Origin of the sequence: Arthrobacter horti (assembly GCF_030731045.1) — a bacterium.
GTDB classification, from domain to species: Bacteria; Actinomycetota; Actinomycetes; order Actinomycetales; family Micrococcaceae; genus Arthrobacter_E; species Arthrobacter_E nanjingensis.
Window position 1 is genome coordinate 56301 of the sequence record NZ_JAVALS010000013.1, and the last position, 24852, is coordinate 81152.

At 68.7% G+C, this 24852-nt stretch carries 19 protein-coding genes; 10 read left to right on the top strand and 9 right to left on the bottom strand.

The window, feature by feature from the left end:
• Nucleotides 1-28: 28 nt before the first annotated feature.
• The 4 genes from Q9R02_RS14310 to Q9R02_RS14325 all read right to left on the bottom strand — a co-directional run bounded on the left by Q9R02_RS14310 (nucleotide 29) and on the right by Q9R02_RS14325 (nucleotide 8983).
• Nucleotides 29-6199, bottom strand: coding sequence for an Ig-like domain-containing protein (locus Q9R02_RS14310; RefSeq protein ID WP_342006937.1), 6171 nt, complete (start codon nucleotides 6197-6199; stop codon nucleotides 29-31).
• A 144-nt stretch (nucleotides 6200-6343) separates the two neighbouring features.
• A complete protein-coding gene (locus tag Q9R02_RS14315) occupies nucleotides 6344-7489 on the bottom strand; it encodes an adenylate/guanylate cyclase domain-containing protein (protein WP_425279284.1) in 1146 nt (381 codons plus the stop codon).
• Entirely contained in the window at nucleotides 7486-8091 is a 606-nt protein-coding gene (locus tag Q9R02_RS14320; protein WP_305997380.1) for a PH domain-containing protein, read from the bottom strand. Before Q9R02_RS14320 ends, Q9R02_RS14315 begins: the two co-directional genes overlap by 4 nt.
• On the bottom strand, nucleotides 8084-8983 hold the full coding sequence (locus Q9R02_RS14325) for a biotin--[acetyl-CoA-carboxylase] ligase (RefSeq protein ID WP_305997381.1): 900 nt from the start codon (nucleotides 8981-8983) through the stop codon (nucleotides 8084-8086). The genes Q9R02_RS14320 and Q9R02_RS14325 overlap by 8 nt, the downstream gene beginning before the upstream one ends.
• A gap of 181 nt (nucleotides 8984-9164) precedes the next feature.
• Between Q9R02_RS14325 and Q9R02_RS14330 the strand changes: the two genes are divergently transcribed.
• The 6 genes from Q9R02_RS14330 to Q9R02_RS14355 all read left to right on the top strand — a co-directional run bounded on the left by Q9R02_RS14330 (nucleotide 9165) and on the right by Q9R02_RS14355 (nucleotide 15057).
• Nucleotides 9165-10748: an acyl-CoA carboxylase subunit beta gene (locus Q9R02_RS14330; protein ID WP_305997382.1), complete on the top strand. Its 1584-nt coding sequence runs from the start codon at nucleotides 9165-9167 to the stop codon at nucleotides 10746-10748.
• 9 nt (nucleotides 10749-10757) lie between these two features.
• Nucleotides 10758-11009 (top strand): acyl-CoA carboxylase subunit epsilon, encoded by a 252-nt coding sequence (locus Q9R02_RS14335; RefSeq protein ID WP_305997383.1) that lies wholly within the window; start codon nucleotides 10758-10760, stop codon nucleotides 11007-11009.
• A 107-nt stretch (nucleotides 11010-11116) separates the two neighbouring features.
• On the top strand, nucleotides 11117-12607 hold the full coding sequence (locus Q9R02_RS14340; protein ID WP_305997384.1) for an efflux RND transporter periplasmic adaptor subunit: 1491 nt from the start codon (nucleotides 11117-11119) through the stop codon (nucleotides 12605-12607).
• A 1-nt stretch (nucleotide 12608) separates the two neighbouring features.
• Entirely contained in the window at nucleotides 12609-13367 is a 759-nt protein-coding gene (locus Q9R02_RS14345) for an ABC transporter ATP-binding protein (RefSeq protein ID WP_305997385.1), read from the top strand.
• Nucleotides 13364-14593: an ABC transporter permease gene (locus Q9R02_RS14350; RefSeq protein ID WP_305997386.1), complete on the top strand. Its 1230-nt coding sequence runs from the start codon at nucleotides 13364-13366 to the stop codon at nucleotides 14591-14593. Before Q9R02_RS14345 ends, Q9R02_RS14350 begins: the two co-directional genes overlap by 4 nt.
• A gap of 23 nt (nucleotides 14594-14616) precedes the next feature.
• Nucleotides 14617-15057, top strand: coding sequence for a hypothetical protein (locus Q9R02_RS14355; RefSeq protein WP_305997387.1), 441 nt, complete (start codon nucleotides 14617-14619; stop codon nucleotides 15055-15057).
• On the opposite strand, the gene Q9R02_RS14360 is transcribed toward Q9R02_RS14355, so the two are convergent.
• The 4 genes from Q9R02_RS14360 to Q9R02_RS14375 are packed head-to-tail and all read right to left on the bottom strand — an operon-like array spanning nucleotide 15058 to nucleotide 18068.
• Nucleotides 15058-16059 carry a sulfate/molybdate ABC transporter ATP-binding protein gene (locus Q9R02_RS14360; RefSeq protein ID WP_305997388.1) on the bottom strand — a complete coding sequence of 334 codons (1002 nt, stop codon included), beginning with the start codon at nucleotides 16057-16059 and terminating at the stop codon, nucleotides 15058-15060.
• Entirely contained in the window at nucleotides 16056-16829 is a 774-nt protein-coding gene (locus tag Q9R02_RS14365; RefSeq protein WP_305997402.1) for an ABC transporter permease, read from the bottom strand. The genes Q9R02_RS14360 and Q9R02_RS14365 overlap by 4 nt, the downstream gene beginning before the upstream one ends.
• Before the next feature lie 50 nt (nucleotides 16830-16879).
• On the bottom strand, nucleotides 16880-17680 hold the full coding sequence (gene modA / locus Q9R02_RS14370) for a molybdate ABC transporter substrate-binding protein (RefSeq protein WP_305997389.1): 801 nt from the start codon (nucleotides 17678-17680) through the stop codon (nucleotides 16880-16882).
• Nucleotides 17670-18068 carry a TOBE domain-containing protein gene (locus Q9R02_RS14375; protein WP_305997390.1) on the bottom strand — a complete coding sequence of 133 codons (399 nt, stop codon included), beginning with the start codon at nucleotides 18066-18068 and terminating at the stop codon, nucleotides 17670-17672. The genes modA and Q9R02_RS14375 overlap by 11 nt, the downstream gene beginning before the upstream one ends.
• Before the next feature lie 127 nt (nucleotides 18069-18195).
• On the opposite strand from Q9R02_RS14375, the gene Q9R02_RS14380 reads away from it, so the two are divergent.
• Together Q9R02_RS14380 and Q9R02_RS14385 are read left to right on the top strand one after the other, a co-directional pair.
• Nucleotides 18196-19878 carry a DUF885 domain-containing protein gene (locus tag Q9R02_RS14380; protein ID WP_305997391.1) on the top strand — a complete coding sequence of 561 codons (1683 nt, stop codon included), beginning with the start codon at nucleotides 18196-18198 and terminating at the stop codon, nucleotides 19876-19878.
• 165 nt (nucleotides 19879-20043) lie between these two features.
• On the top strand, nucleotides 20044-21450 hold the full coding sequence (locus Q9R02_RS14385; protein ID WP_305997392.1) for a dicarboxylate/amino acid:cation symporter: 1407 nt from the start codon (nucleotides 20044-20046) through the stop codon (nucleotides 21448-21450).
• 133 nt (nucleotides 21451-21583) lie between these two features.
• Here the strand turns inward: Q9R02_RS14385 and Q9R02_RS14390 are convergent, their stop codons facing one another.
• The gene (locus tag Q9R02_RS14390) at nucleotides 21584-22948 is read right to left on the bottom strand and encodes an LGFP repeat-containing protein (RefSeq protein WP_305997393.1); all 1365 of its coding nucleotides are present in this window, start codon (nucleotides 22946-22948) and stop codon (nucleotides 21584-21586) included.
• A 205-nt stretch (nucleotides 22949-23153) separates the two neighbouring features.
• Here Q9R02_RS14390 and Q9R02_RS14395 point away from each other — a divergent pair, with 205 nt between their 5' ends.
• Together Q9R02_RS14395 and Q9R02_RS14400 are read left to right on the top strand one after the other, a co-directional pair.
• Nucleotides 23154-23291, top strand: a complete 138-nt coding sequence (locus Q9R02_RS14395; RefSeq protein ID WP_305997394.1) for a hypothetical protein — start codon at nucleotides 23154-23156, stop codon at nucleotides 23289-23291.
• Between the two features lie 463 nt (nucleotides 23292-23754).
• Nucleotides 23755-24777, top strand: a complete 1023-nt coding sequence (locus tag Q9R02_RS14400; protein WP_305997395.1) for a DUF222 domain-containing protein — start codon at nucleotides 23755-23757, stop codon at nucleotides 24775-24777.
• The last annotated feature ends 75 nt before the right edge of the window (nucleotides 24778-24852 follow it).

The following is a 24852-nucleotide window of genomic DNA, read 5'->3' on the forward strand; positions in this document are numbered from 1 at the left end:
CGCCGCGCCGTGGCGGCGTCACCGCAGGTCAGCAAGGCGGAACGCCTTGCGGAGGCGCTCCTGTACCGGTATCGATGACCCTGTCGTCGGCCATGATGTACCGTCCGGGGTTCCGGCCGGAATCCATCCGGTACCAGTTCCGAGGACCGTAGTCCTTGATCTGCCCATTCAGCCAGCTACGGTCATTGAAAGTGACGAAGCACTTGATGACGAAGGTGTCACCCTGAGCGACCCAGGGGACATTTCGGTTCGCTGCCCCGTCGCACGTCAAGGTGTCGAAACTGTAGTCGACACCTCCATACGTGTAGGAACACTGCCGGGCATTGGAGGTCGACGCGTCGTAGAACTTCCCGTTCCACGAACCCTGGCCACTGGTGGCGGAGGCGCTCTGCGGGTTGCCCGGGGTGCCCTTGGAGTTCACATTCCGAACCTGAATATCGGCACGGGTGCTGTACCCACCGGTATTGAAGGAGACCGAATCGTTGATTCCGCCGCGCTGCCAACCGCCACGATTGATGCTGTACTCCGTGTAGACCACGTCATTCGCACCGGTGTTGTTGGTCCAGCTGAAGGACACGGACGTCGATCCACCGCCGCCGTCATGACCCGTGACTGCGGGACTTCCCGGAGCGCCGTACGGCGTGGCCGACGCCGGCGCGCTGGCATCCGAGCTCTGTGCCACAGTGGAGTCCGCCACAACGGTGACGCTCTGGACCGTCCCGTTGGGGAACCCGCCGATCGTGTCACCCGGGGCGATCGGGCCGGTCCTGCCGGAAGGGCTGGCGTTGTAGTGGTAGCTCACCTCGCCCGGGGCGGAGCCGTTCATCTGCGTCTGGTCCAGCGGCGTGAAGTTCACCGTGATCTGGTGGCCGTTGCCTCCCGTGTTCGCGGGGGTGGCTGTCACGTTCTGCGGCGTCCCGAGCTTGCCGGTGGCCCGCCGTGGGGCACTCGGTGCGGAGGCAGGGCTCTTGCCCGCCTTGTTCTCCGCCACCACGGTGAAGGTGTAGCTCGACTGCGAATTGTCCACGGTGAAATTGGTGCTCTGGCTGGTGCCCGGCACCGTCACCGTGAGATCAGCCTGCCCGCCACCGCTCCTGGTGACGTAGTAGTTCTTGATCGGGTCGCCGTTGGTGGGAGGCTCCGTCCAGTTCACCGTGACCTGGGTCTGGGAGCCCACGGACGGGGCGGCCTGCGTGGTCGGCGCCTGCGGCTGGCCGGGGGCGGCCGCCGGGTGGTCCTGCACCGAGTAGGCGCTCCAGTCAGACGGCGCGTCCGCCTGGTTGAGCGCCTGGATGCGCACCTGGTAGTCCACCCCGTTGGTGAGGCCGGGCCAGGTGTAGCTGGTGCCGGTGACACCCGTCTTCTGTGCCACGCCGCTGGACGGCGGGGGCGAGATCTCCAGGGTGTAGCTCGTGACGGGTGAGCCGTCCGAAATGGCGGGCGCCCAGGTGACCGCCATGTTCTGGTCCCCGGCCTTCACCGTGGGGGCATCCATCTGGCGCGGCTTCACGTCCGGACGCACGTCACCCGACGCTGCGGACGGCGCGGAGTCGCCCACCTCATTGGTGGCGATCACCGTGAAGTGATACGTGACGTTGTTGGTCAGGCCGGTCAGCGTGCATGTGGTGGCAGGACAGTCCTGGGAGATCCGCCCGTCCGTGGACTTCACCGTGTACTTGGTGATGGTGGCGCCGTTGTCCGACGGCGGCGTCCAATGCAGGACGGCCGTCCTGTCCCGGATGTCCGAGGCGGTCGGGGCCGCCGGCGCATCCGGCACGGCCCGGACATTGAGCCGGAGTTTGCCGTCCGCATTGCGGCTCGAGTCACCGGTCTTGTCCTGGATGGTGTACCGCACCACCAGGGCGCCCTTGTAGTCCGGGGCCGGAGTCACCGTGATGGAACCGCCGTTGATGACCGGCTGAGCTGTGGCCGTCCCGGTCTCCACCACGGCGGAGACGATCTTCAGCGGCGTCTCCGGGAACGGGTTGACGTCGTTGGCCGTGACGTCGGTGGTGCTCGGCTTCCCGGCGTCGGCCTTCTCCACCACATCGTCATTGGCCACGGGAAGCGGCCGGTTCGAGGCGGTCAGAGTCAGCGCGATCTCGGCACGGACCGGGGCGGAACGGCCGTCGGTGACGGTCACGCCCACCTTCTCCGTACTGCCCACGGGAGTCTGCTGGGGTGCGGAGACCTTGAGCGTGGAACCGTCCAAGGAGGCCTGGAAACGCGCCGGCTTCCCGTCGATCTGGAACTGCAGTTTCCCCTGGTCGCCTGGGTCCGCGTCGGTCGCCAGCTTGGACAGGTCCAGCTCCGCGGTCTCCCCCATCGGGACATCCAGGGAGGACCCCAGGAAGGTAGGCGGGTGGTTGGCGTTCGGGTCCGGCTTCACCTTCGTGAGGATGGTGAGCACGGACTTCAATCCGCTCGCGTCATCCGGTCCCGAGCCGTCCGTCACCTCGAAGGTGATGGAACCCGGCCCCACGAAGTCCTTGAGCGCCGCGTAATGCAGGGTGGCGCCGTCGGATCCGATCACGCCGGTCGCCGAAGCGCCCATGACCTTGATCTTGTCCGCCACCGTGATGCGGGGCGAGTGCCCGTCGCGGACGGCCACGTAGTCCGAGAGCTTGAGATCGACGCTCTGCCCGGCGGTGACCTCCACGACGTCGTTCTTCTTCAGCACCGGAGGCATGGAGCCCTTGCCGGGCACGTGGATGACCGCCGTGGCCGTCAGGCCGTCCAGGTTGGTGACGGTGTACGGGATGAGCTGCCCGGCGTCCGTGAGCTGCACCTTGACCACGCCGTTGGGCCCGGCCGTGGCGTTCGGGTTGCCGTCCGGGAAGGAGATCTTCAGATCCTCCGGGACGCCGTCCGGGTTGGTGTCGTTCTTCAGCACCGGGACGTCCACGGCGCTCTTGCCGAGGGTCTCGGCGAGCGTGACGTGGTCGTCGTTGGCTACGGGGGCCTGCGGCACGTGATCGGGCTTCACCTTCAGGACGATGACGGCGCTCGCCTGAGCGCCCTTGTCATCCTGGATGGTGTACCGGACGTTGTACGTTCCCGGTGTTCCGGGCGCCGTCAGCTGCACGCGGCCGTTCTCCGTAGCCGTCGCTTGCAGCGACGGATCGGCCTCAAAGCGGTTCTTCACCAGGGAGATCGGGTCGCCGTCGGGATCCGAGTCGTTGGCGAGGGCGTCGACGGCGACCTTCCGGCCGGGCTTGACCTCGGCCTGGTCGTCCACGGCTAGCGGCTTCTGGTTGACCGTGCCGGCGGGCGCCACGCCCACGATCACCGTTCCGGTGTTCTCCGCGCCGATGCGGTCACGGACGCGGTAGGTGAAGGTGTCCGTGCCGGCGGAGGCGGCGCCGGCGATGTACTCGATGCTGCCCTCCCCCACCACGGCGGTGCCGAGCGCGGGCGCCTTGTCGATGCCGACGAGCTCCACGGAGTCGCCGTCCGGGTCGATCCCGTCCAGCGGGATGACGATCTTCGTCTTCATCCCGGCCAGCACGCGCGCCGTCACGGTCTGCGGCTCGGGCCGGGCGTTGTGCGCGTCGTCGCGGGCCTTGATGCGGATGGTCACCTGGGTGGAGTCCGACTGCCCGGATTCGTTGGTCACCTTGTAGATCACATAGGCGGTCTTGGCGGTGGGCCCGGCCAGGAAGCGGATGGTGTTGCCGGACACGAAGGTCCGGCCGTCCGCGGTGTCCGGCACCTGGATCAACTTGGGGTCCAGGGTCAGCTTCCCGCCATTGGGGTCAACGTCATTGGCCAGGACGGGGATGCTGACGACGTCGCCGGCACGGACCGTGACCTCGTCCGGTTTGGCCTGGGGCGCCAGGAGCTTGGCGGGCGGCGGGATGACCACCACGGAGATCTCCCCCGTGGCGGAGGCCTTGCCATTGGAGATGGTGTACTTCAGGGTCACGGTCCCCTTGGCGTGCAGATCGGTCACCCGCACCACGCTGTGGTCCAGCACGGCCACGCTGACCGGGGAGCCCTGCGGGGCCGTCACCGACTGCACCACGAGCACGCCGCCGGCCGGGTCGTAGTCGTTGCCCAGCACGTCCACCAGGGCACTGCCGCCGCTGGGCAGCTGCGCGACGTCGCGGACCGCGATGGGCGCACCGGCCGTGGACGGCGCGACGACGTCGACGCGGACCAGCTGCTGGGCCGCGGCCGGGCCGTTGGTCACCATGTACGTGACGTAGTGCGTGCCGATCGAGTCGGAGGTGAACTGGAAGGTCTGCTGATCGGCCCCGATGACCGCCTTGGACTGACCGTCCGGCGTCACCTGGGCGAGCCGCAGCGTCCCGCCCAGCGGGTCGACGTCGTTCTTCAGCGGGGAGATCGTCAGGCTCTGCCCCGCAGTGGCGACCACGGCGTCGGCGTTGGCGATCGGGGGCAGCGCACCCGGCACGCGGACGTCCAGGGTCACGGGCACGTCGGCCGTGTCCTGGCCGTCGGAGACCTTGAGCGTCAGGGTCCGCTTGCCCGGCGTCCCGCCGGCATCCTGCACGGTGAGCTGGCCGTCGGGCCGCGTGCGCACCACGTCCCGCTCGTTGCTGCTGGTGGCGCCCACCAGGAAGATGTCATCGCCGTCCGGGTCCATGAAGTCGGACAGGACGTTCTGCACCAGCTGCTTGCCCTGCATCATGACCAGGCTGGGCACGCGGCCCGCCTTGAGCTGGGGCTTGTGGTTGGTTTCCGGCGGGACCACGTTCAGGGTCACGGTGGCCGAGGCCGTTCCGCCGCGGCCGTCGTCCACCGAGTACTTGAACTCGGTGGGGCCCGTGGCGTCCGCGGGGACACTGATCTGGAACCCGGTGCCTCCGTAAATGGTCTGGACCGTGCCATAGCCGGGCTGGGTGTCCGCCCGGACCCGCAGCACGTCGCCATCCGGATCGGAGTCGTTGTCCAGGACCGGGAGCACGGTGGTGCGGCCGGCGCGGATGCCGTAGTTGTCCGGCTTGGCCACCGGCGGCCGGTTCGGCTTGGTGCGGTCCGGGAGGGTGGTCCGCTGCACCTCGTCCGCGGAGTCCTTGTCCGCATCCTGGGAGGTGTTCTTAGGCGGGATCACGTCATCCCAGTTGTCCACCAGAAGCATGTTCTGATTCACCAGCCAGACGGTGCCGGCGTTGACGTCGTTCAGGACCACCAGATCACGGTTCACCCGGAAGACGAACGACGGCGTGCTGCTCGCCCTGGGCACATCCCGCGCCTGGTCGTCGGCGGAGTTCGTGCAATGCCGCACGTACCGGTTGCTGCCGCTCCACGCCGAGTACACGCAGCCATTCAACTGCACGGGCGCCGCGGCGACACCCGTGCCGCCGGCGTCGACCGTGGTGGCCTGGCCGCCGTCGAGCGGCTGGAGGATCAGAGAGGTTCCGGTGGCAAGGGCCACCGTGTCGCTGTCCGGCCCGCTCTGCTGCAGACGCGCGTCGCGCGCGTCCGGGACCGGGACCGCATTCCCGCCGGGCAGGATGAGCTTGCCGCGGGCGGCGTCCAGGATCACGGTCTTGTCCCCGAGCTGGGCCAGCTGGACGTTCCCCGCACCCTTCAGCTCCGGCCTGTCATAGGACTTCAGACCGGTGACCGCACCTTGACCGTCCAGGGTGAAATCGGTCACAACACCCTTGGAGGGGTCCGCCACGCCCACCTGGCCGCCCCGGCCCACGGCCGCGACGATCCCCTGCTCACCGGCCACGGCCGGCTCCATGGCCTCCGGCGAGTACCCGCTGAGGGCGTCCGCCTTCATCGCCCAGACCTTGCCCTTGGCCGGATCCGTCACCGCCACCACATCCCCGCCGATGGCACTTTCCGAACCGCCCGCCAAGCGTTCATCCCCGCTCAGCCGGACGGTGGAAGGGTTGACCATGCTCAGGGCCGACCCCTGGCTGTCCTGGACCATGACGTTCTGCTTGGACTGAAGGATGTCGAACGCGCTACTGGCCGGGGACACCGCACCGTCCAGCACCTTGGAGGCGTAATTGAGCCGGCCGACAGCACCGCGCGCCTTCGACGTGACCCACACACCGCCGTCGTTCAGATCAACCTCCGCGGTCTTGAAACCGGGATAAGCGAACGCCGCCACGGTCAGCGAGAGGGACACCACCGTCACCGAAGCGATGGCGACGGCGCGCCGCGTGCGGCGGCCCCAACGGGGCCTGGGCGAAGTGGTCCTGGATGAGGTTCGGCTCACGGGGGTCAGTCCTTCGGCGGTTCACAGGACTTCGGGGGTGGGCGGTGGCTCCGCGGGCAGTCCTGTCCGGCCTAGTTTTTCACGACGAAGGCGAAACCCGAAAGTAACATCGCCGGATTAATCCCCTGGGCGCGGGAAACCCGGCTAGTCGACCACCAGTCCGCGGCCCGCGCCGCGTTCCAGGAGCACCGGGGAGATCTCCCCGAAACCGCGCACGGACTCGGGCGCCTGCGGGCTCAGGATGTACCGTTCGTCCCCGCTCAGCACGTTGGCCGTGAGCTGGTCCACCAGTACCGTGCCCGGTTCCGCGAGGGACGTCAGGCGCGCGGCGAGGTTCACGGTGGGCCCGTAGATGTCACCCATCCGGGACAGGATGCGGCCCCAGACCAGCGCCACACGGGTCTTGGGCAGGATCTCATCCGCTTCGAAAGCCTCGGAGAGCGCCAGGGAGATCTCGGCACCCGCCGTCGGCGTCTCGGCGACGTACAGGACTTCGTCGCCGATCGTCTTGACCAGGCGGCCGCCGCCCACCGAGATGATCTCGGCGCACTTGTTCTCGAAGCGCTGCACCAACTGGGCCAGGGTGCGCTCGTTCATCCGACGGGACAGGCTGGTGTAGGACACCAGGTCGGCGAAGCCGACGGCGCGGGCCAGGGGCAGCGGCGAATCGTCCTCATCGCCCTCCCGGCCCTCCTCGCTCGCTTCCAGACCGGACGCCGCCCGAACGGAGAGCCGCTGGACGGCGGCGTTGAGCTGACGGCGCCAGGAGTACCGGAGGACATCCTCGAGGGGGTCGATGAGGGCCGGCAGCACTTTCACGATGTCCTGGCGGGCCTCCGAGTCCGGGATGCCCTGGTTGGCCATGAGGTCCTCCACGAGCGCCTCCACCTGCCAGACCACCATGCGGTCCGTCATCTGGCCGATGGAACGGGCGATGGAGATGGCGGTCTCCTCCGTCAGGACGCCGTCACGCACCATCCCGACGATCGTGCCCAGCGCCTGTGAATCCGCCTCGGTGAACGCCACATCGTCGTCCCCCCAATTGGGGAATCCGAGGGCGCGCCAGATCTTGCGCGCGGAGAGCAGAGACACCCCGACGCCGGACGCCACCTGGCGCCGCTTGAGCGTCCGGTCCCCGCCGAGAAGCCTGCGCTGCAGTTCCCGGACCGAGCTGAGCTGGGGAAGGGACGTGGTGGGGACGGGGACGACCGGCTCCGGCCCCTCAGGCGGCACCACGGTCAACGGCCTGGTGGCGGGGGCGGTCTCCGCCGGGACGTTCTCCTCGCTCACACTTCACCTTCTCTCAATTCGCTCCACCGTGTGTTCCCGCGCGATGCGGGGTCGCGGAATTCCTCCGCCGCGCCCTCCGGAAAGCCTTCCTCCTCGGGGAGCCCATCAATGGCTTCCTGGATGAAGGAGCGGAAGCGGCCCACCTCCGGGACGTCTTCCAGCACACCGCTTCCGGCGTGACGCAATTCCAAGGTTATAGTCCCCGAACGCAGAGGACGCTGGAGAAGTTCCTGACGGACCGCCACGTCCTGCACCGAGGCCAGGGAGTACTGCCGGCCGACCCTGGCCAGCAGCCCGTTCAGGACCATGATCCGGCGGCTGGTGAGCACGTACCGGGTGGAGCCCCAAGCCAGGATGCGGCGCAAGGTGTGGAACAGCAGCACGCACACGGCCACCGCGATGCAGGCCAGGGACAGGTACGGTTCGGCGCCGGCCGGAACCCAGCTCAGCAGGCGGCTCGGATTGCCCAGCGCCGCCCAGGTGGCCGCGAAGGACATGGCGGCCAGCACGGCCAGGAACACGAGAACGGGCCGGACGAGCCGGCGGGCCTGGGGGCGGGTGATGCAGATGAGTTGTTCGCCGGGAAGGAGGGTCTTACGCATGGCCGTCCGGCACATGCGGGCGCAGGTGGATCACATCACCCGCCGTCACGGTGTGCTCGTGACCGTCCCCGTCCCGGATCACCAGGGAGCCGTGGTGGTCCAGACGCACGGCCACGCCGGTCACCTCGTGGTCGCCCGGCAGGTGGGCGCGCACGGTTCGGCCCAGCGTGACGGTGGACCGGGTGAGCCGGTGGTGCACGGATCCGCCGCCCGCAAGGCCGGCGTCGGCGTCGCCGTCGGAGTTGCAGTAGTCCTTGTACAGCGCCGTGAAGCGGCGCAGATAGGCGGCCACGAGCGCCGTCCGGTCGAGTGGGCGGCCGCCGAGCAGCCGCAGCGACGTGGCGGTGGGAACGGGGAGTTCGTCCTCGCCGAGGCTGACATTGACGCCGGCGCCCAGCACGACGACGGGCGGCGCGCCGTCCGTCGGGAAGTGCAGCTGAGCGAGAATGCCGGCCAGCTTCCTCTCCCCCACCATGAGGTCGTTGGGCCACTTCACCTGGGCGGTGACGCCGCAGACGTCCACGAGCGCCTGGCACCAGGCCTCGGCCGCGAGGAGCGAGAACCAGGAGTAACTGTCGCTGGGCAGGGGCCGGCCCTGCAGATTGACGGGGCGCAAGACGATGGAGACGGCGAGTGCGGCGCGGGGAGGAGCCTCCCAATGCCGGTCCAGCCGGCCGCGGCCGGCACTCTGGTGGTCAGCCACCAGGACGCTCAGATCGGGATACGCGGCGACGTCGGAGGAGACCGCGGCCAGGAGGTCCGCGTTGGTGGATCCGGTGCTTTCCACGAAGTCGAACCGGGCCAGTCCGAGGGACTCGATCAGCCCGTGCTGCAGCAGGTGAGCGTCGAACGGCTCCCGGCCTTCAATCCTGTGTCCGTGCTCCTCTTCCATGCTCACCATCGTAGTCCGGGGCGCCGGAGGGTTCGGCTCACACACCGCCGTATGAATTTGTAGGGTTCCTACAGCGGCGCGACCGCCCGGGCTGGCTAGACTGGCTCTCAGGCTTGTCGAAAGTGCACAAGCCTGCCCCAGAAGCGACAGGCGCCAGCCGCCCGGACCGGAAATGAGGACCATGAGCCACGACCTTGCCACCACCGCGGGGAAGATCGCCGACTTCCGGGACCGCCGCGAGCGGTCCCTGGCCCCCTCCGGTCAGGAGGCCATCGAGAAGCAGCACGCCCGCGGCAGGAACACCGCCCGCGAGCGCATCGACCTGCTGGTGGACGAAGGCTCCTTCGTGGAGTTCGACGCCCTGGCCACCCACCGCTCCACCGCCTTCGGCATGGAGAAGAAGAAGCCCCTGGGTGACGGCGTGGTCTCCGGCTACGCCACCGTGGACGGCCGTCTGGTGGCCCTCTACAGCCAGGATTTCAGCGTCTATGGCGGCTCCCTGAGCCAGGTCAACGGCGAGAAGATCGTCAAGGTGCAGGAGTTCGCCCTGCGCAACGGCTGCCCCGTGATCGGCATCAACGACGGCGGCGGCGCACGCATCCAGGAGGGCGTCGCCTCCCTGGCCATGTTCGCGGACATCTTCCGCAACAACGTCCATGCCTCCGGCGTGGTCCCCCAGATCTCCCTCATCATGGGCCCGTGCGCCGGTGGCGCGGCCTACTCCCCCGCCCTGACCGACTACGTGGTCATGGTGGACAAGACCAGCCACATGTTCATCACGGGCCCTGACGTCATCAAGACCGTCACGGGCGAGGACGTGGACATGGAGACCCTGGGAGGCGCGCGGCAGCACAACGCCACCACGGGTACCTCCACCTACCTGGCCAGCGACGAGGCCGACGCGATCGAATTCGTCCGCGAGCTCCTGGACTTCCTCCCCAGCAACAACCTCGCCGAGGCCCCCATCCAGGACCACGAGCAGGAACTGGAGCTCGACGAGGACGACCTGGCCCTGGACGCCCTGGTCCCGGACTCCGCCAACCAGCCGTACGACATGCGCCGCGTCATCGAGACCGTGGTGGATGACGGGCACTTCCTGGAGATGCAGTCCCTCTTCGCCCCGAACGTGATCATCGGCTACGGCCGTGTGGAGGGCCACACCGTGGGCATCGTGGCCAACCAGCCCATGCAGTTCGCCGGCACCTTGGACATCGCCGCCTCGGAGAAGGCCGCCCGCTTCGTCCGCCACTGCGACGCGTTCAACATCCCGATCATCACCCTGGTGGACGTGCCCGGCTTCCTGCCCGGCAAGGACCAGGAGTTCCAGGGCATCATCCGCCGCGGCGCCAAGCTGCTCTACGCCTACGCCGAGGCCACCGTGCCGAAGCTGACCGTGATCACCCGCAAGGCCTACGGCGGAGCGTACATCGTCATGGGCTCCAAGAAGCTCGGCGCGGACCTGAACTTCGCCTGGCCCACCGCCCAGATCGGCGTCATGGGCGCCCAGGGTGCGGTCAACATCCTGTACCGCCGCGACCTGGCCGCGGTGCAGGCCGAGGGCGGCGACGTCGAGGCCAAGCGCGCGGAGCTCATCCGCCAGTACGAGGACGAGCTGCTCAACCCGTACCAGGCGGCGGAACTCGGCTACATCGACGCCGTGATCGCCCCGAGCGACACCCGCATCCAGCTCATCCAGGGCCTGCGCGCCCTGCGGGACAAGCGCGCCGGCCTGCCCGCCAAGAAGCACGGCAACATCCCCCTCTAGGACACCGCCATGGACACCACACCCTCCGAGAACACCACCACGGCGCACGACGACGCCGCGCAGCCGCTGCTGACCGTCACCAAGGGCAACCCGACGGCCGAGGAGCTGGCCGCACTGACCGCCGTCGTGGGCGCCCTGGCCGCGGCCCCGCAGGCGGCCGAGGAGCAGCCGCGCCACTCCGAGCGCTTCTGGCGCCGCCGGGCCGCCTTCAACGTGCCGCTGAAGGCCGGCCCGGGCTCCTGGAAACGCTCCCAGGGCTGACTCCTCCGGCCGGCTCCCGGGCGACCTTCCGTTGCCTGGGAACCGGCTGACAGTAAGCACCACGTCATCACAGCCGCTGCATAGCCTCCGGTCCTACTGTCCGTAGTGTGAACCGGAAGACCATCCTCATCAATTCAGCCCTGGGGCTCACCGCGCTGGCCCTGGCCGGCGGAACGGTCGCCGTGGTGGGCTCCGCCAACCGCACCAGCGCCGTCAGCGGCCTGAGAACCGTGGCCGTCACCCGGGCCAGTCTTCAGGAACTCGCCACGGCCACGGGCAACGTCTCAGCCGGCGGCACCGTCGGCATCACGGCCGGCAATTGCACCGGCCCGGTGACCTCCATCCAGGTGGCCGTGGGGCAGAAGGTCTCCGCCGGGACCGTCCTCCTGCAGATCGACCCCACCAGCGCCAAGAACGCACTGCAGGCCGCGCAGGCCCAGGTGGACTCCGCGGCGGCGCAGCAGAACCAGCAGGCCGTCCAGGCCGGGAACTCCGTGAGCCAGGCCCAGCTGCAGCTCCGCAACGCCCAGCAGACACAGTCACTGGACGCGCAGCAGGCGAGCGCCGCCGTCGCGACCGCTCAGAAGCAGCTGGCCACGGACACGGCCACCCTCAGCCAGGCCCAGAGCACGGCGAGCGCCAATCCCAACAGCCAGCAGGACGCCAATGCCGTGACGGCCGCCCAGGGTCAGGTGACCAAGGACCAGCAGAGCCTCACGCAGGCCCAGAACCAGCAGGCCAACCAGACCCTGAAGGATCAGCAGCAGGTGGACAGCGCCGGACAGTCGCTCGGCTCCGCCCAGAACTCCGCGTCCAGCCAGTCGAGTGCGAGTGGTGAATCCGCGCAGACCGCACTGACCACGGCCCAGAACAACCTGGCGGCCTGCACCGTCAAGGCCACCTCCTCCGGAACCGTCACCAACATCAGTGCCGTGGTCGGGGTGAACGCCAGCTCCGGCTCATCGGGCGGTTCCAGCTCCTCCTCCGCCGCGTCCACGGCGCCCGGGCTGGTCACCCTTTCCGACACGGGTCACCTGCAGGTAGCCGCGGCCTTCTCCGAGGCCGACGTCGCCTCCATCAAGGCCGGCCAGAGCGCCACCTTCACCTTTCCGGCCTTGACGGCGTCCGGAGGCACGGCCTCTCAGACCCCGGTGAACGGCAAGGTGGAGAGCATCGCGGCCTCGGCCGTCATCACCAACGGCGTGGTGACCTACAGTGTCACGATCGGCATCGACAACCCCCCGTCCGCACTGCGCCTCGGCCAGAGCGCCACGGTGTCCGTCCAGACGGCCAGCGTGGACAACGCCCTGGTGGTGCCCACCCTCGCGATCACCTCCACGGGGACCCGCCAGACGGTCACCGTGGACCGTGACGGAAGCCAGCAGACCGTGGCCATCACCACGGGCATCACGGCCAACGGCCGCACCCAGGTCCTCACCGGCCTGAACGAGGGCGACTCGATCGTCCTGCCCAGCGTCACGACCCCGTTGACCACCACCACGCAGAACGGCCGGACCGGTACCGGCGGCTTCGGAGGTGGCGGAGGAACCGGCGGTTTCGGCGGTGGCGCCGGTGGCGGCGCCAGAAACGGTGGCTGAGATGTCCGGCATCACCTCCTCCGCGGCAACCCTGCCGTACCCCTCCGCCCCAGGCAGGGCCGCCCAGCACCCGGTCATCTCGCTCAGCGCCGTGCACAAGATCTACGGCGAGGGCGAGGCGGAGGTCCGGGCCCTGGACGGGGTGGGACTGTCCATCGCCCGGGGCGAGTTCGTGGCCATCATCGGTGCCTCCGGCTCCGGCAAGTCGACCATGATGAACATCATCGGCTGCCTCGACGCCCCCACCTCCGGCGAATACCGCCTGGACGGCATCGCCACCGGCGAACTGGACGAGCACCAGCTGGCCCAGATCCGCAACCGGAAGATCGGCTTCGTCTTCCAGAACTTCAACCTCATCCCGCGCACGCGCGCCGTGGACAATGTGGCGATGCCACTGGCCTATCGCGGAGTCTCCCGCCGTGAACGGCACGAGCGGGCGATGGCCGCGCTCGACGCCGTCGGGCTCTCCGAGCGCGCCTCTCACCTGCCGTCCCAGCTCTCCGGCGGGCAGCAGCAGCGTGTGGCGATCGCCCGGGCGCTGGTCACGGAGCCGGTGCTCCTGCTGGCGGATGAGCCCACCGGCGCTCTCGACACGCACGCGTCCCACGAGGTCCTGGACCTGTTCGACTCCCTGCACGCCACGGGCCGCAGCATCGTCATGATCACCCATGAACTCGACGTCGCCGCCCGGGCGGAGCGCACGGTGCGCATGCAGGACGGGCTGATCATCGCGGACTCCCGCACCGGAGGTGTCGCATGATCCTCGAGGCTGTGCGGTTCGCCTTCTCCGGCATCGCCGCGAACAAGATGCGTTCCGCCCTGACCACACTGGGCATCGTGATCGGCATCAGCGCCGTGATCGCGTTGCTGGCCGTGGGAGCCGGGACGCAGAACAGCATCAAGTCCCAGATCGCCAAGCTCGGCACCAACGTCCTGACCGTCAACCGCTCCGTGTCCACGGGCGGCCGGAGCACGGGCGGCAGCGCCACGAGCACCCGCTCGCAGTCCACGAACCTGACGCAGGCGGATCAGCAGGCGCTGCAGGACCCGGTGCTGGCGCCCGACGTCGCGGCCACCGCCCCGGTGGTCCAGGCACAGTCGATCACGGCGGCGCTGGGCACCTCGACGCACTCGATCGCCTCCACCCTGGGCACCACGGGTGACTACTTCGGCATCACCGACTTCGCCGCAGCGGCGGGCCGTGTGCTCAACGCGGGTGACACGGGCCAGTCAGTGGTGGTGCTGGGAAACAGCGTGGCCGCGGACCTGGCGGCGAACACCGCATCCCTGGTGGGCCAGTCGGTGTCGCTGAACGGCCAGCAGTTCACCGTGGTGGGCGTGCTGGCGGCCAAGGGCACCAGTGGGCTGAACGACCCTGACGACGTTGCCATGGTGCCGATCGACACGGCCAAGGACAAGTTCACCGGGTACTCCCTGTCCTTGAGTTCCATCGCGGTGCAGGCAAAGAGCGCGGATGTCATGGTGCAGGCCCAGAACGAGATCCAGCAGATCCTGGACGCCCGCCACCAGGTGACCGAAGCGAACCGTGACTACCAGGTGCGCAATCAGGCGCAGCTGCTGACCACGGCCACCAGCACCACGCAGACCCTGACCACCTTGCTGGGCGCGGTGGCCGGGATCAGCCTCCTGGTGGGCGGCATCGGCGTCATGAACATCATGCTGGTGACCGTAACGGAACGAACCCGTGAGATCGGCATCCGCAAGGCCATCGGTGCCACGCGCGGGAACATCGTGGCGCAGTTCCTGGTGGAGTCACTCATCGTGTCCGTGCTGGGCGGTGTCATGGGCATCCTGCTGGGTGTGGGGATCTCCTCCATCCCGCTGTTCGGTGTCACGCCGGAGGTCCAGTGGTGGACAGTGTGGCTCAGTGTGGGCGTCTCCGCGGCCATCGGGCTCGTCTTCGGGATCTACCCCGCCAACAAGGCCGCGCGACTGCGCCCGATCGATGCCCTGCGTTACGAGTGAGGCCCGCCATGAATGAGGAGCAGATGAACCAGAACCAGTACCCCGGCGAGGCCGCCGCTCCGACGGAGCCCCTGCTGACCTCGGTGGACCCGGCGTTCCAGCCGGGACCCGAAGAAGCACTCTGGGAGCCGGCTGTCCAGCAGAACGAGCCACAGTCGTACGAGCCTCAGCAGTATGAGGAGGAACCGTTCGTCCCGGCGCCGCGTTACCGGCTGGGCAAGTGGTCCAAGGCGCTGATCTGCATCTGCCTGGTGCTGGCCGGCGGGCTGGGCGGCGCGGCGGTCCAGAAGGCCGTCGACGGCGGGGCACGCGGCCAGGGCCGGACCAGTCAGTTCCAGGGAGGGACGCGTGGCGGCGGGACAGGCACGGGGACCGGCGCCACCACCGGCACAGGCGGGGGCGGTTTCGGCGGGGGCGGTGGCAACCGCACCGGCGGCGGATCGGGGTCCGGCTCGGGAGGGTAGTCAGTACTCCCGCAGCCCCGCCGCCGGCACGCCGAACCACAGCGGGGCACCGGGCGCGGTGTCGAGCCCGGATGCGAGCTGCACGTCCACCTCGGCGTGCAGTTCCACGCCTGCGGCGATCCCTTCGGCCCCGGCACCCCGCAGCAGCGCGTGCTCACCACGCGGCTCCAGGCTGAGCACGCGCACGGGGAACCGCACGGCCGCCGTCGCGTCCGGCTCACCCGCAGACACCACGACGTCGGCTGCCCGGAAGGCGAGCGACTCGCCGTCGCGCTGCACCAGATTGAGTCCGGCGAGCCGGGCGGCGAAGACGTTCGGCGGGCGCGTGAACAGCTCCCGTGTGGGGCCCGCCGCGACCACGCGGCCGTCATGGAGGATCGCCGTCCGATCGGCCAGCGTGAGCGCGTCGAGGATCTCGTGCGTGACCAGAATGGCGGTCTGATCCGCCAGCAGCTCCCTCAGCACCGCTCGCATCCGGCTCGCGGCGGTGACGTCCAGCGCGTTGAGCGGTTCGTCCAGCACCAGCAGCTCCGGCTCGGCGGCGAGCGCCCGTGCCAGCGCCACCGTCTGAGCCTGCCCTCCGGACAGCTGCCACGGCCGCGCCTGCGCGAACTCCCCGGCCCCCACCCGGTCCAGCCAGCGGCGGGCCGCTCGCCGCGCCGTCGTGCGCCGCTCCCCCAGTCCCCGGCGGCCGAACGCGACGTTCCCCACCGCATCCAGGTGCGGGAAAAGCAGCGGCGTCTGCGCCATGAGCCCAACGCCGCGCCGGTGCGTGGGGACGCGCACGCCCCGCACACTGTCCAGCAGAACCCGGTCTCCCAGGGTCAGGCGCCCCTGCACGGCATGCCGCTGCCCCGGAAGAGTCCCGGTCAGCGCCGCAGCCAGCGTCGATTTTCCCGCGCCGTTCGGGCCCATCAGTGCCAGCGTCTGCCCGGCGTCCAGCCGCAGTGAAGCGTCCAGTCTCCGGGACGGCACGCGCAATTCCAGGTCCAGCGCGCTCATACCGCGTTCCCTCGTATCCGTGGCTTCAGCCACGGTCCGTGAGCCGCACCGACCACCAGGACGGCCACCGCCACCAGCAGCAGCGCCAGGGCCGCCGCGGAGTCAGGGTCCGTCTCTCGGACCAGGTAGATGTCCAGTGGCAGGGTCCGCGTCACGCCCTCCAGGTTCCCTGCGAACGTCAGGGTGGCACCGAACTCACCCAAGCAGCGGGCGAACGCCAGCACCGTCCCGGACAGCAGCCCCGGGAGCGCCAGCGGCAGGGTGACCCGCCACCAGGTGGCGGCAGGGCTCGCACCGAGTGTCGCGGCGACCCGTTCGTAGCCGGCCTCCGTGGTGGACAGGGAGCCTTCCACGCTCAGGACCAGATACGGCAGGGACACGAAGGCCTGCGCCAGGACGACGGCGGTGGTGCTGAAGGAGATCTCCACGCCCAGGGCGTGCAGCGGTGCGCCCAGCAGGCCGAAGCGCCCGAACGCGTACAGCAGCGCCAGGCCGCCGACGACGGGCGGCACCACGAGCGGCAGCAGCACCAGTGAGCGCATCAGCCGTTTGCCGGGGAACTCGGCGCGGGACAGGACCGCAGCGAGGGGCACACCCAGGAGCAGGCACACGAGCGTGCTCAGCCCCGCGGTACGCAGGCTCAGGCCCAGCGCCTCCAGTGCGGCCGGGTCCGTCACGAGCGGAACGAAGTGCGCCCAGTCGACGCGGAGGGCCGTCGCCAGCAGCGGGACCAGGATGAAGGCCAGGCCCAGCAGTGCCACGCCGAGCATCCAGGCGGGGACCCCGTTCAGGCCCGCCGGGCTCCTCCGCGGAGCCCTGCTCACGGCTTGCCGAAGCCTGCCGCGGCCAGCACCGCCTGACCCGAGTCTCCGGTGACGTCGGACAGGAACAGGCGGCCGCCGTCGGCGTCGGGAGCGCCCTTGACCAGGCCGATCGCGTAGGTGTTCACCGCGGAAGAGCTCTGCGGGAAGTCAACGCCCTTGACCTTGCCTTTGGAGCCCTGGACGTCCGTCTTGTAGACCAGCCCGGCGTCGGCCTCCCCGGAGGCGACCTTGCCCAGCACATCGCTCACGGAGAGCTCCTCGCTGACGGGCTTGATGGTGAGGCTCGCGGCCTTCTCCACCTTCTGGCTGGCGGCACCGCACGGGACCTGGACGGCGCACAACACGGTCCGCGTGCCCGGCTTGGCCAAGTCGGCCAGGGATCCGATGTTCGCCGGATTGGACGGCGGGACGGCGATGGTGAGGGTGTTGCTGGCGAAGTGCTGCGGGGTGCCGTCCACGGAGCCATTGGCCGTGAGCTTGTCCATGGTGGCGAGGTCCGCCGTGGCCACCACGTCCGCGGGCGCGCCGGCCTTGATCTGAGCCACCAGGTCCTGGGATCCGGCGAAGTTCAGCTTGATGTCCAGCTCGGGATGCTGCTTCTTCAGATCGTCGGCCATCTGTGTGAAGGTGGCCTTGAGGGAGGCCGCGGCGAAGACGATGACGGTCTTCTTGGCCACCGGGCTGGCACTTCCCGCCGCGGCGCCCTGGCCACTTGCCGAGCAGGCGCTGAGCGCCATCGCCGTCCCCAGCACCACGCCGGTCACGGCCGTCTTGACCCACACTGATTCACGCCTCATCCGGCACCTCCACGATCACGTTCGTCGCCTTGACCACGGCCACGGCCACCTTTCCTTCACGGATGCCCAGTTCTTGGACGGCCTCCGTGCTCATGAGCGAGACGATCCGGTGCGGACCACACTGCATCTCCACCTGGGACATCACGGTATCCGAGACCACCCGGGTCACCAGACCCACCATGCGGTTGCGGGCCGAGCGGCCCACCTTGGTGGGGTCGGCCGGCTGGGCGGCCTGTTCACGTGCCAGCGAGGCGAGGGACAAGGCGTCCACCTCCGTCACGCCGTCACCGGCCGCGACCTTCAGCTGGCCCGCGGCGAGCCAGCGCCGCACCGTGTCGTCACTGACGCCCAGGAACGCGGCGGCGTCCTTGATCCGGATTCCACTCATGGGCCGAGCCTATCCCGAATACCGCGCGTACGGTTTTTTCCGGATACAACACTCGCATTTGCGACCGATTGCCCCGCGCGGCATTTCATCAAACACTTCTTTCACGAAAAATGCCTATGCTGGCTCTGTGACTGAGACCACTGCCCGCCCCGCCTCCGACATCGACCGCCTCGCCGACGAGTACACCGCCCGTCTGCTCGAGCTCGATCCGTCCTCCGCCACCACCCTGGGCCTGCCCGGGCACGAGACCGAATACCCCGACTACTCCCCCGCCGGGCACGAGGATTTCGCCCGCCTGGACCGGGACGCCCTGGAGCGCCTGGACGCCCTGGAACCCACGGATGACGTGGACCGCGTCACCCGGGACGCCCTGCGCGAGCGCCTCGGCCTGGCGCTGGAACACCACGCCAGCGGATGGAAGCTCGCGGAGCTGAACAACATCGCCTCGCCCGCCCAGGACATCCGTGCCGTCTTCGACCTCATGCCCACCGACACCGAGGAACAGTGGCGGCACATCGCCGGGCGCGCCCACAACGTCCCGGCCGCCGTCGCCGGCTACATCGAGTCGCTGCGCACGGCGCAGGCCCAGGACCTCGTGGCGGCCGCGCGGCAGGTCCGCACCGTGATCGCGCAGGCCACCACCTACGCGGCGGAGGACGGCTTCTTCGCCAAGCTCGCCGCGGAAGCGACGACGGCGGACGGCCCCCTTTCCCAGGAGCTGCAGGCGGAGCTGAACGAAGGCGTCCGGCGCGCCCGGGACGCCTACCTCGCCCTGGTGGACTTCCTCCGGGAGGACCTCCTGCCGAGCGCGCCGGAGAAGGACGCCGTGGGACGCGAGCGCTATGCGCTGGCCAGCCGTACGTTCCTGGGCGCCACGATCGACCTGGAGGAGAGCTACGCCTGGGGCGTGGCCGAACTGGAACGGCTCATCAGCGAGCAGGAGAAAGTGGCCGAGCTGATCCGCCCGGGTGCCACCATCGAGGAGGCCAAGGAGATCCTGAACGCGGACCCGGCCCGCCAGATCCAGGGCACGGATGCCCTGAAGGCCTGGATGCAGCGCCTCTCCGATGAGGCTGTCGCGGCCCTGGCGGACACGCACTTCGACATCCCCGAGCCCATGAAGACCCTCGAGTGCATGATCGCCCCCACCCAGGACGGCGGCATCTACTACACCGGCCCCAGCGACGACTTCGCCCGCCCCGGCCGCATGTGGTGGTCCGTCCCGCCGGGAGAGGACCGGTTCACCACCTGGTCCGAGACCACCACTGTCTACCACGAGGGCGTCCCGGGCCATCACCTCCAGGTGGCCACGGCCGTGTACCGCAAGGAGCTGCTGAACGACTGGCGCCGCAACATCTGCTGGGTCTCCGGGCACGGCGAGGGCTGGGCGCTGTACGCGGAGAAGCTCATGCAGGAGCTCGGCTTCCTCTCCGACCCGGGCGACCTCATGGGCATGCTGGACATGCAGCGCATGCGGGCAGCGCGCGTGGTGTTCGACATCGGCGTGCACCTGGAACTGCAGATCCCCGAGCGCTGGGGCTCCGGTGTGTGGACCGCGGAGAAGGGCTACGACTTCCTGCGGGCCAATCTGCCCATCAGCGACGGGCAGCTGAAGTTCGAATTCACCCGCTACCTCGGCTGGCCGGGCCAGGCCCCCAGCTACAAGATCGGCCAGCGGCTCTGGGAGCAGATCCGCGCCGAGCTGCAGGAGCGCGAAGGCGAGGCCTTCGATGTGAAGGCCTTCCACTCCCGCGCCCTGAACATCGGCTCGGTCGGTCTGGACGTGCTGCGCGCCGCGCTGCTGGGCTGAGTGATGCACGACGGCGGGATGGCTGCCCAGGCGGCCATCCCGCCGACGTCGTTCATCCGCCGTCGTTTATTCCCCTTGTGAGGAATTTCTCAGGGTTCGGGCGGAAAAGTAACACTGCTCAACGCAAAGTGGAATATTGTTACGCGCATTTCTATTGTCGTGCGAGTGAGTACAGAGACCATCGCACCCAAGGCGCCGAGCCGCTTGCCCCAGTGGGCCAAGAACTTCGGCGTCCAGATCATCGTCGCCCTCGTGGCCGGCGTCGTCCTCGGGCTCGTCGCCAAGAACCTCGGCGGCACCCATGACAACCCCAACGGGCTGACCGTCACGCTGCAGACCATCGGGTCCAGCTACGTCGCCCTGCTGAAGACGGCCGTCGTGCCGCTCATCTTCACCGCCGTGGTGAGCTCCATCGCGAACCTGCGCGCCGTGACGAACGCCGCCAAGCTCGCCTGGAACACCCTGCTGTGGTTCGCCATCACCGCGTTCATCGCCGTCATGATCGGCATCGGACTGGGCGTGCTGTTCCAGCCGGGCGCCGGCACGGGCATCAGCCAGAGCGGCGCCAAGTACGCCGGTTCCGCCGGCAGCTGGTGGGCCTTCCTCCAGGGTCTGATCCCCAAGAACATCCTGGGCCTTGAGGTCAGCACCAAGATCACTGACGGTGTGGCCACCACGAGCGTCAACTTCAACGTCCTGCAGATCCTGGTCCTGGCGATCGCCGTGGGCATCGCCGCCCTGAAGGCCGGTAAGAAGGCGGACAAGTTCCTGGACTTCAACGCCTCCACGCTGTCCGTGATCCAGAAGGTCCTCTGGTGGATCATCCGCATCGCCCCGATCGGCACCATCGGCCTGATCGGCAACGCCGTGGCCAGCTACGGCTGGGATACCATCGGCGCACTGGGCAAGTTCACCGTGGCCATCTACGTGGGCCTGGCGCTGGTGCTGTTCGTGGTGTACCCAATCCTGGTTCGCAGCCACGGACTGTCCGTCAAGCAGTACTTCTCCGGCGTGTGGCCGGCCGTGCAGCTGGCGTTCGTGTCCCGCTCCTCCGTGGGCACCATGCCGCTGACGCAGCGCGTGACGGAGCGCAACCTCGGCGTCCCCAGCGGTTACGCCTCCTTCGCCGTGCCGCTCGGCTCCACCACCAAGATGGACGGCTGCGCCGCGATCTACCCGGCCGTCGCCGCGATCTTCGTGGCCCAGTTCTTCGGCATCCAGCTGGACTTCAGCCAGTACCTGCTGATCGTGCTGGTGTCCGTGCTCGGATCCGCCGCCACCGCCGGCACCACGGGCGCCGTGGTCATGCTCACGCTGACCCTGTCCACCCTGGGCCTGCCGCTGGCAGGTGTCGGCCTGCTGCTGGCGATCGACCCGATCCTGGACATGGGCCGCACCGCGGTCAACGTGGCCGGTCAGGCGCTGGTCCCGACGCTCGTGGCCAAGCGCCAGGGCATCCTGGACCTGGACCTCTACAACGCTCCGCGCCAGGGTGTGGCTTTCTCCGATGAGGCCGAATCCGCAGAGGGTCCGGAGGGTTCCGAGAAGGAGCTGGTGGGCGCCTCCGCCTGATCCGCGCTCCTGGTTTACAGGTCCGCAGGTCTCCAGTACCACGCCGTCCCGTTGAGGGACACGACGGCCCGCCGGCTTCTGCCGGCGGGCCGTCGGCGTCTCCGGGGGCGGGCCAATGACGCGGCGCCCGGGGTCAGCGCCAGATCACTATGGCATAGCCGTTCCAGTTCCAGAGCAGACTGCCGCCCTGGAAGTCCTGACGGCTGCCACTATTGGTCCAATACTCGTCCGAGGTGGGGTACCCGAGGCGTCCCCAAGCCCATCCGAGGCGCTCGTAGGCCGCCTTGAAGCCGTCCTTGACGGGGTGAACACCACTTTGGGAGGACCACCAGTAGATTCCCTTTTGGAACCACTGGTAGCAGCCTGCCCGCGGACCCGAGCACTGCTCATCCTGGGTGGGGAACCCGACCAACTGGCCACCGTTGTTCCATGCCGCACCGATGCCTCCGCGCAGCATGTTGGCTCCCGTCCCGGGCGTCCACCAGATCTGCCCGTTCCGGAAATCCTGATGGCAGATGGTGGAGACGGGGCAGTCCTCCTCGTAACTCGGGTATCCGAGCGTCCCCCAGGCGGAGTTCAACGACGCATACTTGCCGCCGATGGCTCCGTGAGTCGCCATCCCGTACATTCCGAAGGCACTGCCCCAATCCGAGGTGGGTGACCAGAGTGCCCCGCTCCGAAATTCCTGGTGGCATCCACCATTGGGCCCGTTGCATTGCAATTCTGTTCGGGGGTACCCCAACGGTCCGGTTGCGGCTCCACGGTTCTGATACGTCGTCAGGAAACCGATGAAGAGAACTGAATGGGCACCCACCGCGGAAGACCACCAGATCCGCCCGTTGTCGAAACCCTGGGAGCAGAGATTGTGCGCCGCATTGCACGTCTCGGCCTCTGCCGGGGCACCCAGGGTGTTCGCTCCGGTGATCAGATACCTGCCGAGGATGCCGCCCTTGATGACGACGACCGGGCGCGGCGAGCCGTACGGGGCGTAGCCCTCCGCCAGATAACCTCCCTGAAACTGCTGCTGCAGTCCACTGGCGGTGCTGACGGCGTTCGCCAGCGGGAATCCGAGCGATCCCGTTTCACCGCCGAGAGCCGTCCACCGCGCTCTGATGGTTCCACTCACCGCCACACCGGTTCCGTCGCTGAGCTTGTACGCCACGGAATCGGTGAAAGTCTGCCGACAACGGCCGCCTGCGATCCCGCAGACAGGATCGCCGGTGGCGATGCCGATTGCGACGCTGCGGTACGGCTCCTGGATCAGCAGGACCACGCCCTGGGATTGCGACAGATCGGCATTCTCAAACGGCACACGGCAGTCGGAGGTGCAGTCGACGATCTTGGTGGGGTACCCGAGCGGGCCGTTTTCGGCACCCCGGGCGGCGTAGTCCTTGCCGAGAGCCGTCGTGGTCTGGTAGCCGCCGAGGACACCGCTGCTGAGCTGAGTGAAACGCCAGGTCCCTCCGCCAAGCGTGAGGCTGCACGCTGACCGGATCAAGGTGCAATCGGCGGGAGAATCCGGGAATCCGAACTTGCTGAACAAATCCACCGCCCCGGATACCGTGGCGTTGGACGCCCTGTCGTGGGTCTAGATCCTCATGGACCTGAGCATGGATGCGGTCTGATCGTTCAATGGATCGAACCCCACATTGAACGGCTGACCGCCTGCGGGAGCGACGACGAATGCGTCAGACCCACGCCAGGTGTTGCTGAACCGCTGGTACCTGCCCGCCGGCGAGATGATCTCCTCGCTGATCGGATACCACCGGGAAGCCGCAGGATCCGCGGCCCACGCCGGACCGGTCACTCCCGATTTCCGCCAAGCCACGGCGGTCGAGTAGGAGGATGCCGACTGATCCTGAAAAGCGGTGACAGTTCCGCCGGAGAACGCCTGAGCGCACAGCATGTATCCATTGAGGGATGACCCCGTCGGTGCGCCGAGGGGCCCATTCAGACCACCTTCTGCGAGCCAACGACTTTGGATGTCGTGCGGTATCGGGAAGGGGATGTCCGCGGACGCCGGCTCCCCTGGAAGCGCACAGTTGATCGCTTCAGCCGTGGAAGCCGATGCCGGCGTTGGAAAGAATGTTCCGGCGAGCAGCAATGCGACGGCGAGAAGTGCCGCGGGTCCCCGTGAATTGAGCAGTTTGCGGCTGCGTGAAAAGGCGCGCATCGGTTTCCCCCATGATCCCGCAAGTGATAGTGCGCTCAGGATATATCCAGGAACAGGCGTGCGGACCCCTGAAATGAGGAATTTTCTGGAGGCTGGAAATTAATGTCACACCCCTCTGGGAGAGTGGGGTCATGGAGGCGGAGAGCAGCACGAGAGGGGTTCCGGGGGCCCGGCAGGTGCCCGGGGTTGTGGGTGCGCTGGATGCTCTGACCGCTGCGATCGTGGCGGCGGACCGGGGGATTGCGCAGTTGCAGGCGGGCCGGGAGCTGCTGCTGGTCATGGCGGTGGAGCTCTCCCACGGGCTGATCGACGACGACGGCGACGGCGCGGTTGGGCCGGGCGGGGCGGGCGGGGATCCGTTTGGGGAGGCGCGGGCGGTGGAGTTGGCGGAGCGTTCGGTCGCGGCGGAGATCGCCACCGCGACCCGCACCAGTGACCGGTCCGTTCAGCATCAGATGGGTGCCGCCGTGGAGCTCGTGGAGCGCTTCCCCGCCACCCTTCAAGCCTTCACGGAGGGGCGGATCAGTGCCGCGCATGTGCGGGTGATCCGGGACGCCGGGACCGTGATCGAGGACCCGGCAGCCCGGGCCCGGTACGAGGCCGCGGTCCTGGCCGTGGCGGAGGTGCAGGCGCCGGGCCGGGTGCGGAGACTCGCGGCCCGGGAAGCCGAAAAAGCCCAACCCGAACCCCTGATCGTGCGTCACGAGCGGGCCTGTCAGGAGCGTCGTGTCTGGTTGAATCCGTTGCCGGATGGGATGGCCGAACTGGGGGCGGTGCTGCCCGCCACGCTCGCCCACGGGGTGTTCGGACGGCTGACCAGCCTGGCCAAGGTGCGTGAAGAAACCGGCTCTGGGGCAGACACCGCAGAGTCCCGGACCCGGGATCAGCTCCGCGCCGACCTCCTCACCGACCTGCTCCTGCACGGCGCCCCGACCGATCACGACACCCCCGACGGGCTCCTGGCGGGCATCGTCGCCCGGGTCGAGGTCACCGTGCCGGTGCTGACCCTGATCGGACCACCGGCCGCCGGTGCCGGCCAGAGCGAGTCACTGCGCGGTGCGGGTCTGGATGGTGCACCGGTTGCGGCGGAGCTGAACGGCCGGCACCCGAGAGGGTGTCAGATGGTTTGTGTGAGGGGCGGTGCTCCTGATTGATCGGAGACACTGATGACCATGATCGATAAGCAGGCGCGTGAGGCGCGTCGCCGTGAGCAGCGTGCGGGTGTGGAG

What these genes read in the sequence shown, in the direction of transcription:
- Q9R02_RS14350 (WP_305997386.1), top strand. Translation starts at nt 13,364, where the DNA reads ATGATCCTCGAGGCTGTGCGGTTCGCCTTCTCCGGCATCGCCGCGAAC.
- Q9R02_RS14365 (WP_305997402.1), bottom strand. Translation starts at nt 16,829, where the DNA reads ATGCTCGGCGTGGCACTGCTGGGCCTGGCCTTCATCCTGGTCCCGCTG.
- Q9R02_RS14355 (WP_305997387.1), top strand. Translation starts at nt 14,617, where the DNA reads ATGAACCAGAACCAGTACCCCGGCGAGGCCGCCGCTCCGACGGAGCCC.
- Q9R02_RS14325 (WP_305997381.1), bottom strand. Translation starts at nt 8,983, where the DNA reads ATGGAAGAGGAGCACGGACACAGGATTGAAGGCCGGGAGCCGTTCGAC.
- Q9R02_RS14360 (WP_305997388.1), bottom strand. Translation starts at nt 16,059, where the DNA reads ATGAGCGCGCTGGACCTGGAATTGCGCGTGCCGTCCCGGAGACTGGAC.
- modA (WP_305997389.1), bottom strand. Translation starts at nt 17,680, where the DNA reads ATGAGGCGTGAATCAGTGTGGGTCAAGACGGCCGTGACCGGCGTGGTG.
- Q9R02_RS14375 (WP_305997390.1), bottom strand. Translation starts at nt 18,068, where the DNA reads ATGAGTGGAATCCGGATCAAGGACGCCGCCGCGTTCCTGGGCGTCAGT.
- Q9R02_RS14345 (WP_305997385.1), top strand. Translation starts at nt 12,609, where the DNA reads ATGTCCGGCATCACCTCCTCCGCGGCAACCCTGCCGTACCCCTCCGCC.
- Q9R02_RS14320 (WP_305997380.1), bottom strand. Translation starts at nt 8,091, where the DNA reads ATGCGTAAGACCCTCCTTCCCGGCGAACAACTCATCTGCATCACCCGC.
- Q9R02_RS14335 (WP_305997383.1), top strand. Translation starts at nt 10,758, where the DNA reads ATGGACACCACACCCTCCGAGAACACCACCACGGCGCACGACGACGCC.
- Q9R02_RS14330 (WP_305997382.1), top strand. Translation starts at nt 9,165, where the DNA reads ATGAGCCACGACCTTGCCACCACCGCGGGGAAGATCGCCGACTTCCGG.
- Q9R02_RS14400 (WP_305997395.1), top strand. Translation starts at nt 23,755, where the DNA reads ATGGAGGCGGAGAGCAGCACGAGAGGGGTTCCGGGGGCCCGGCAGGTG.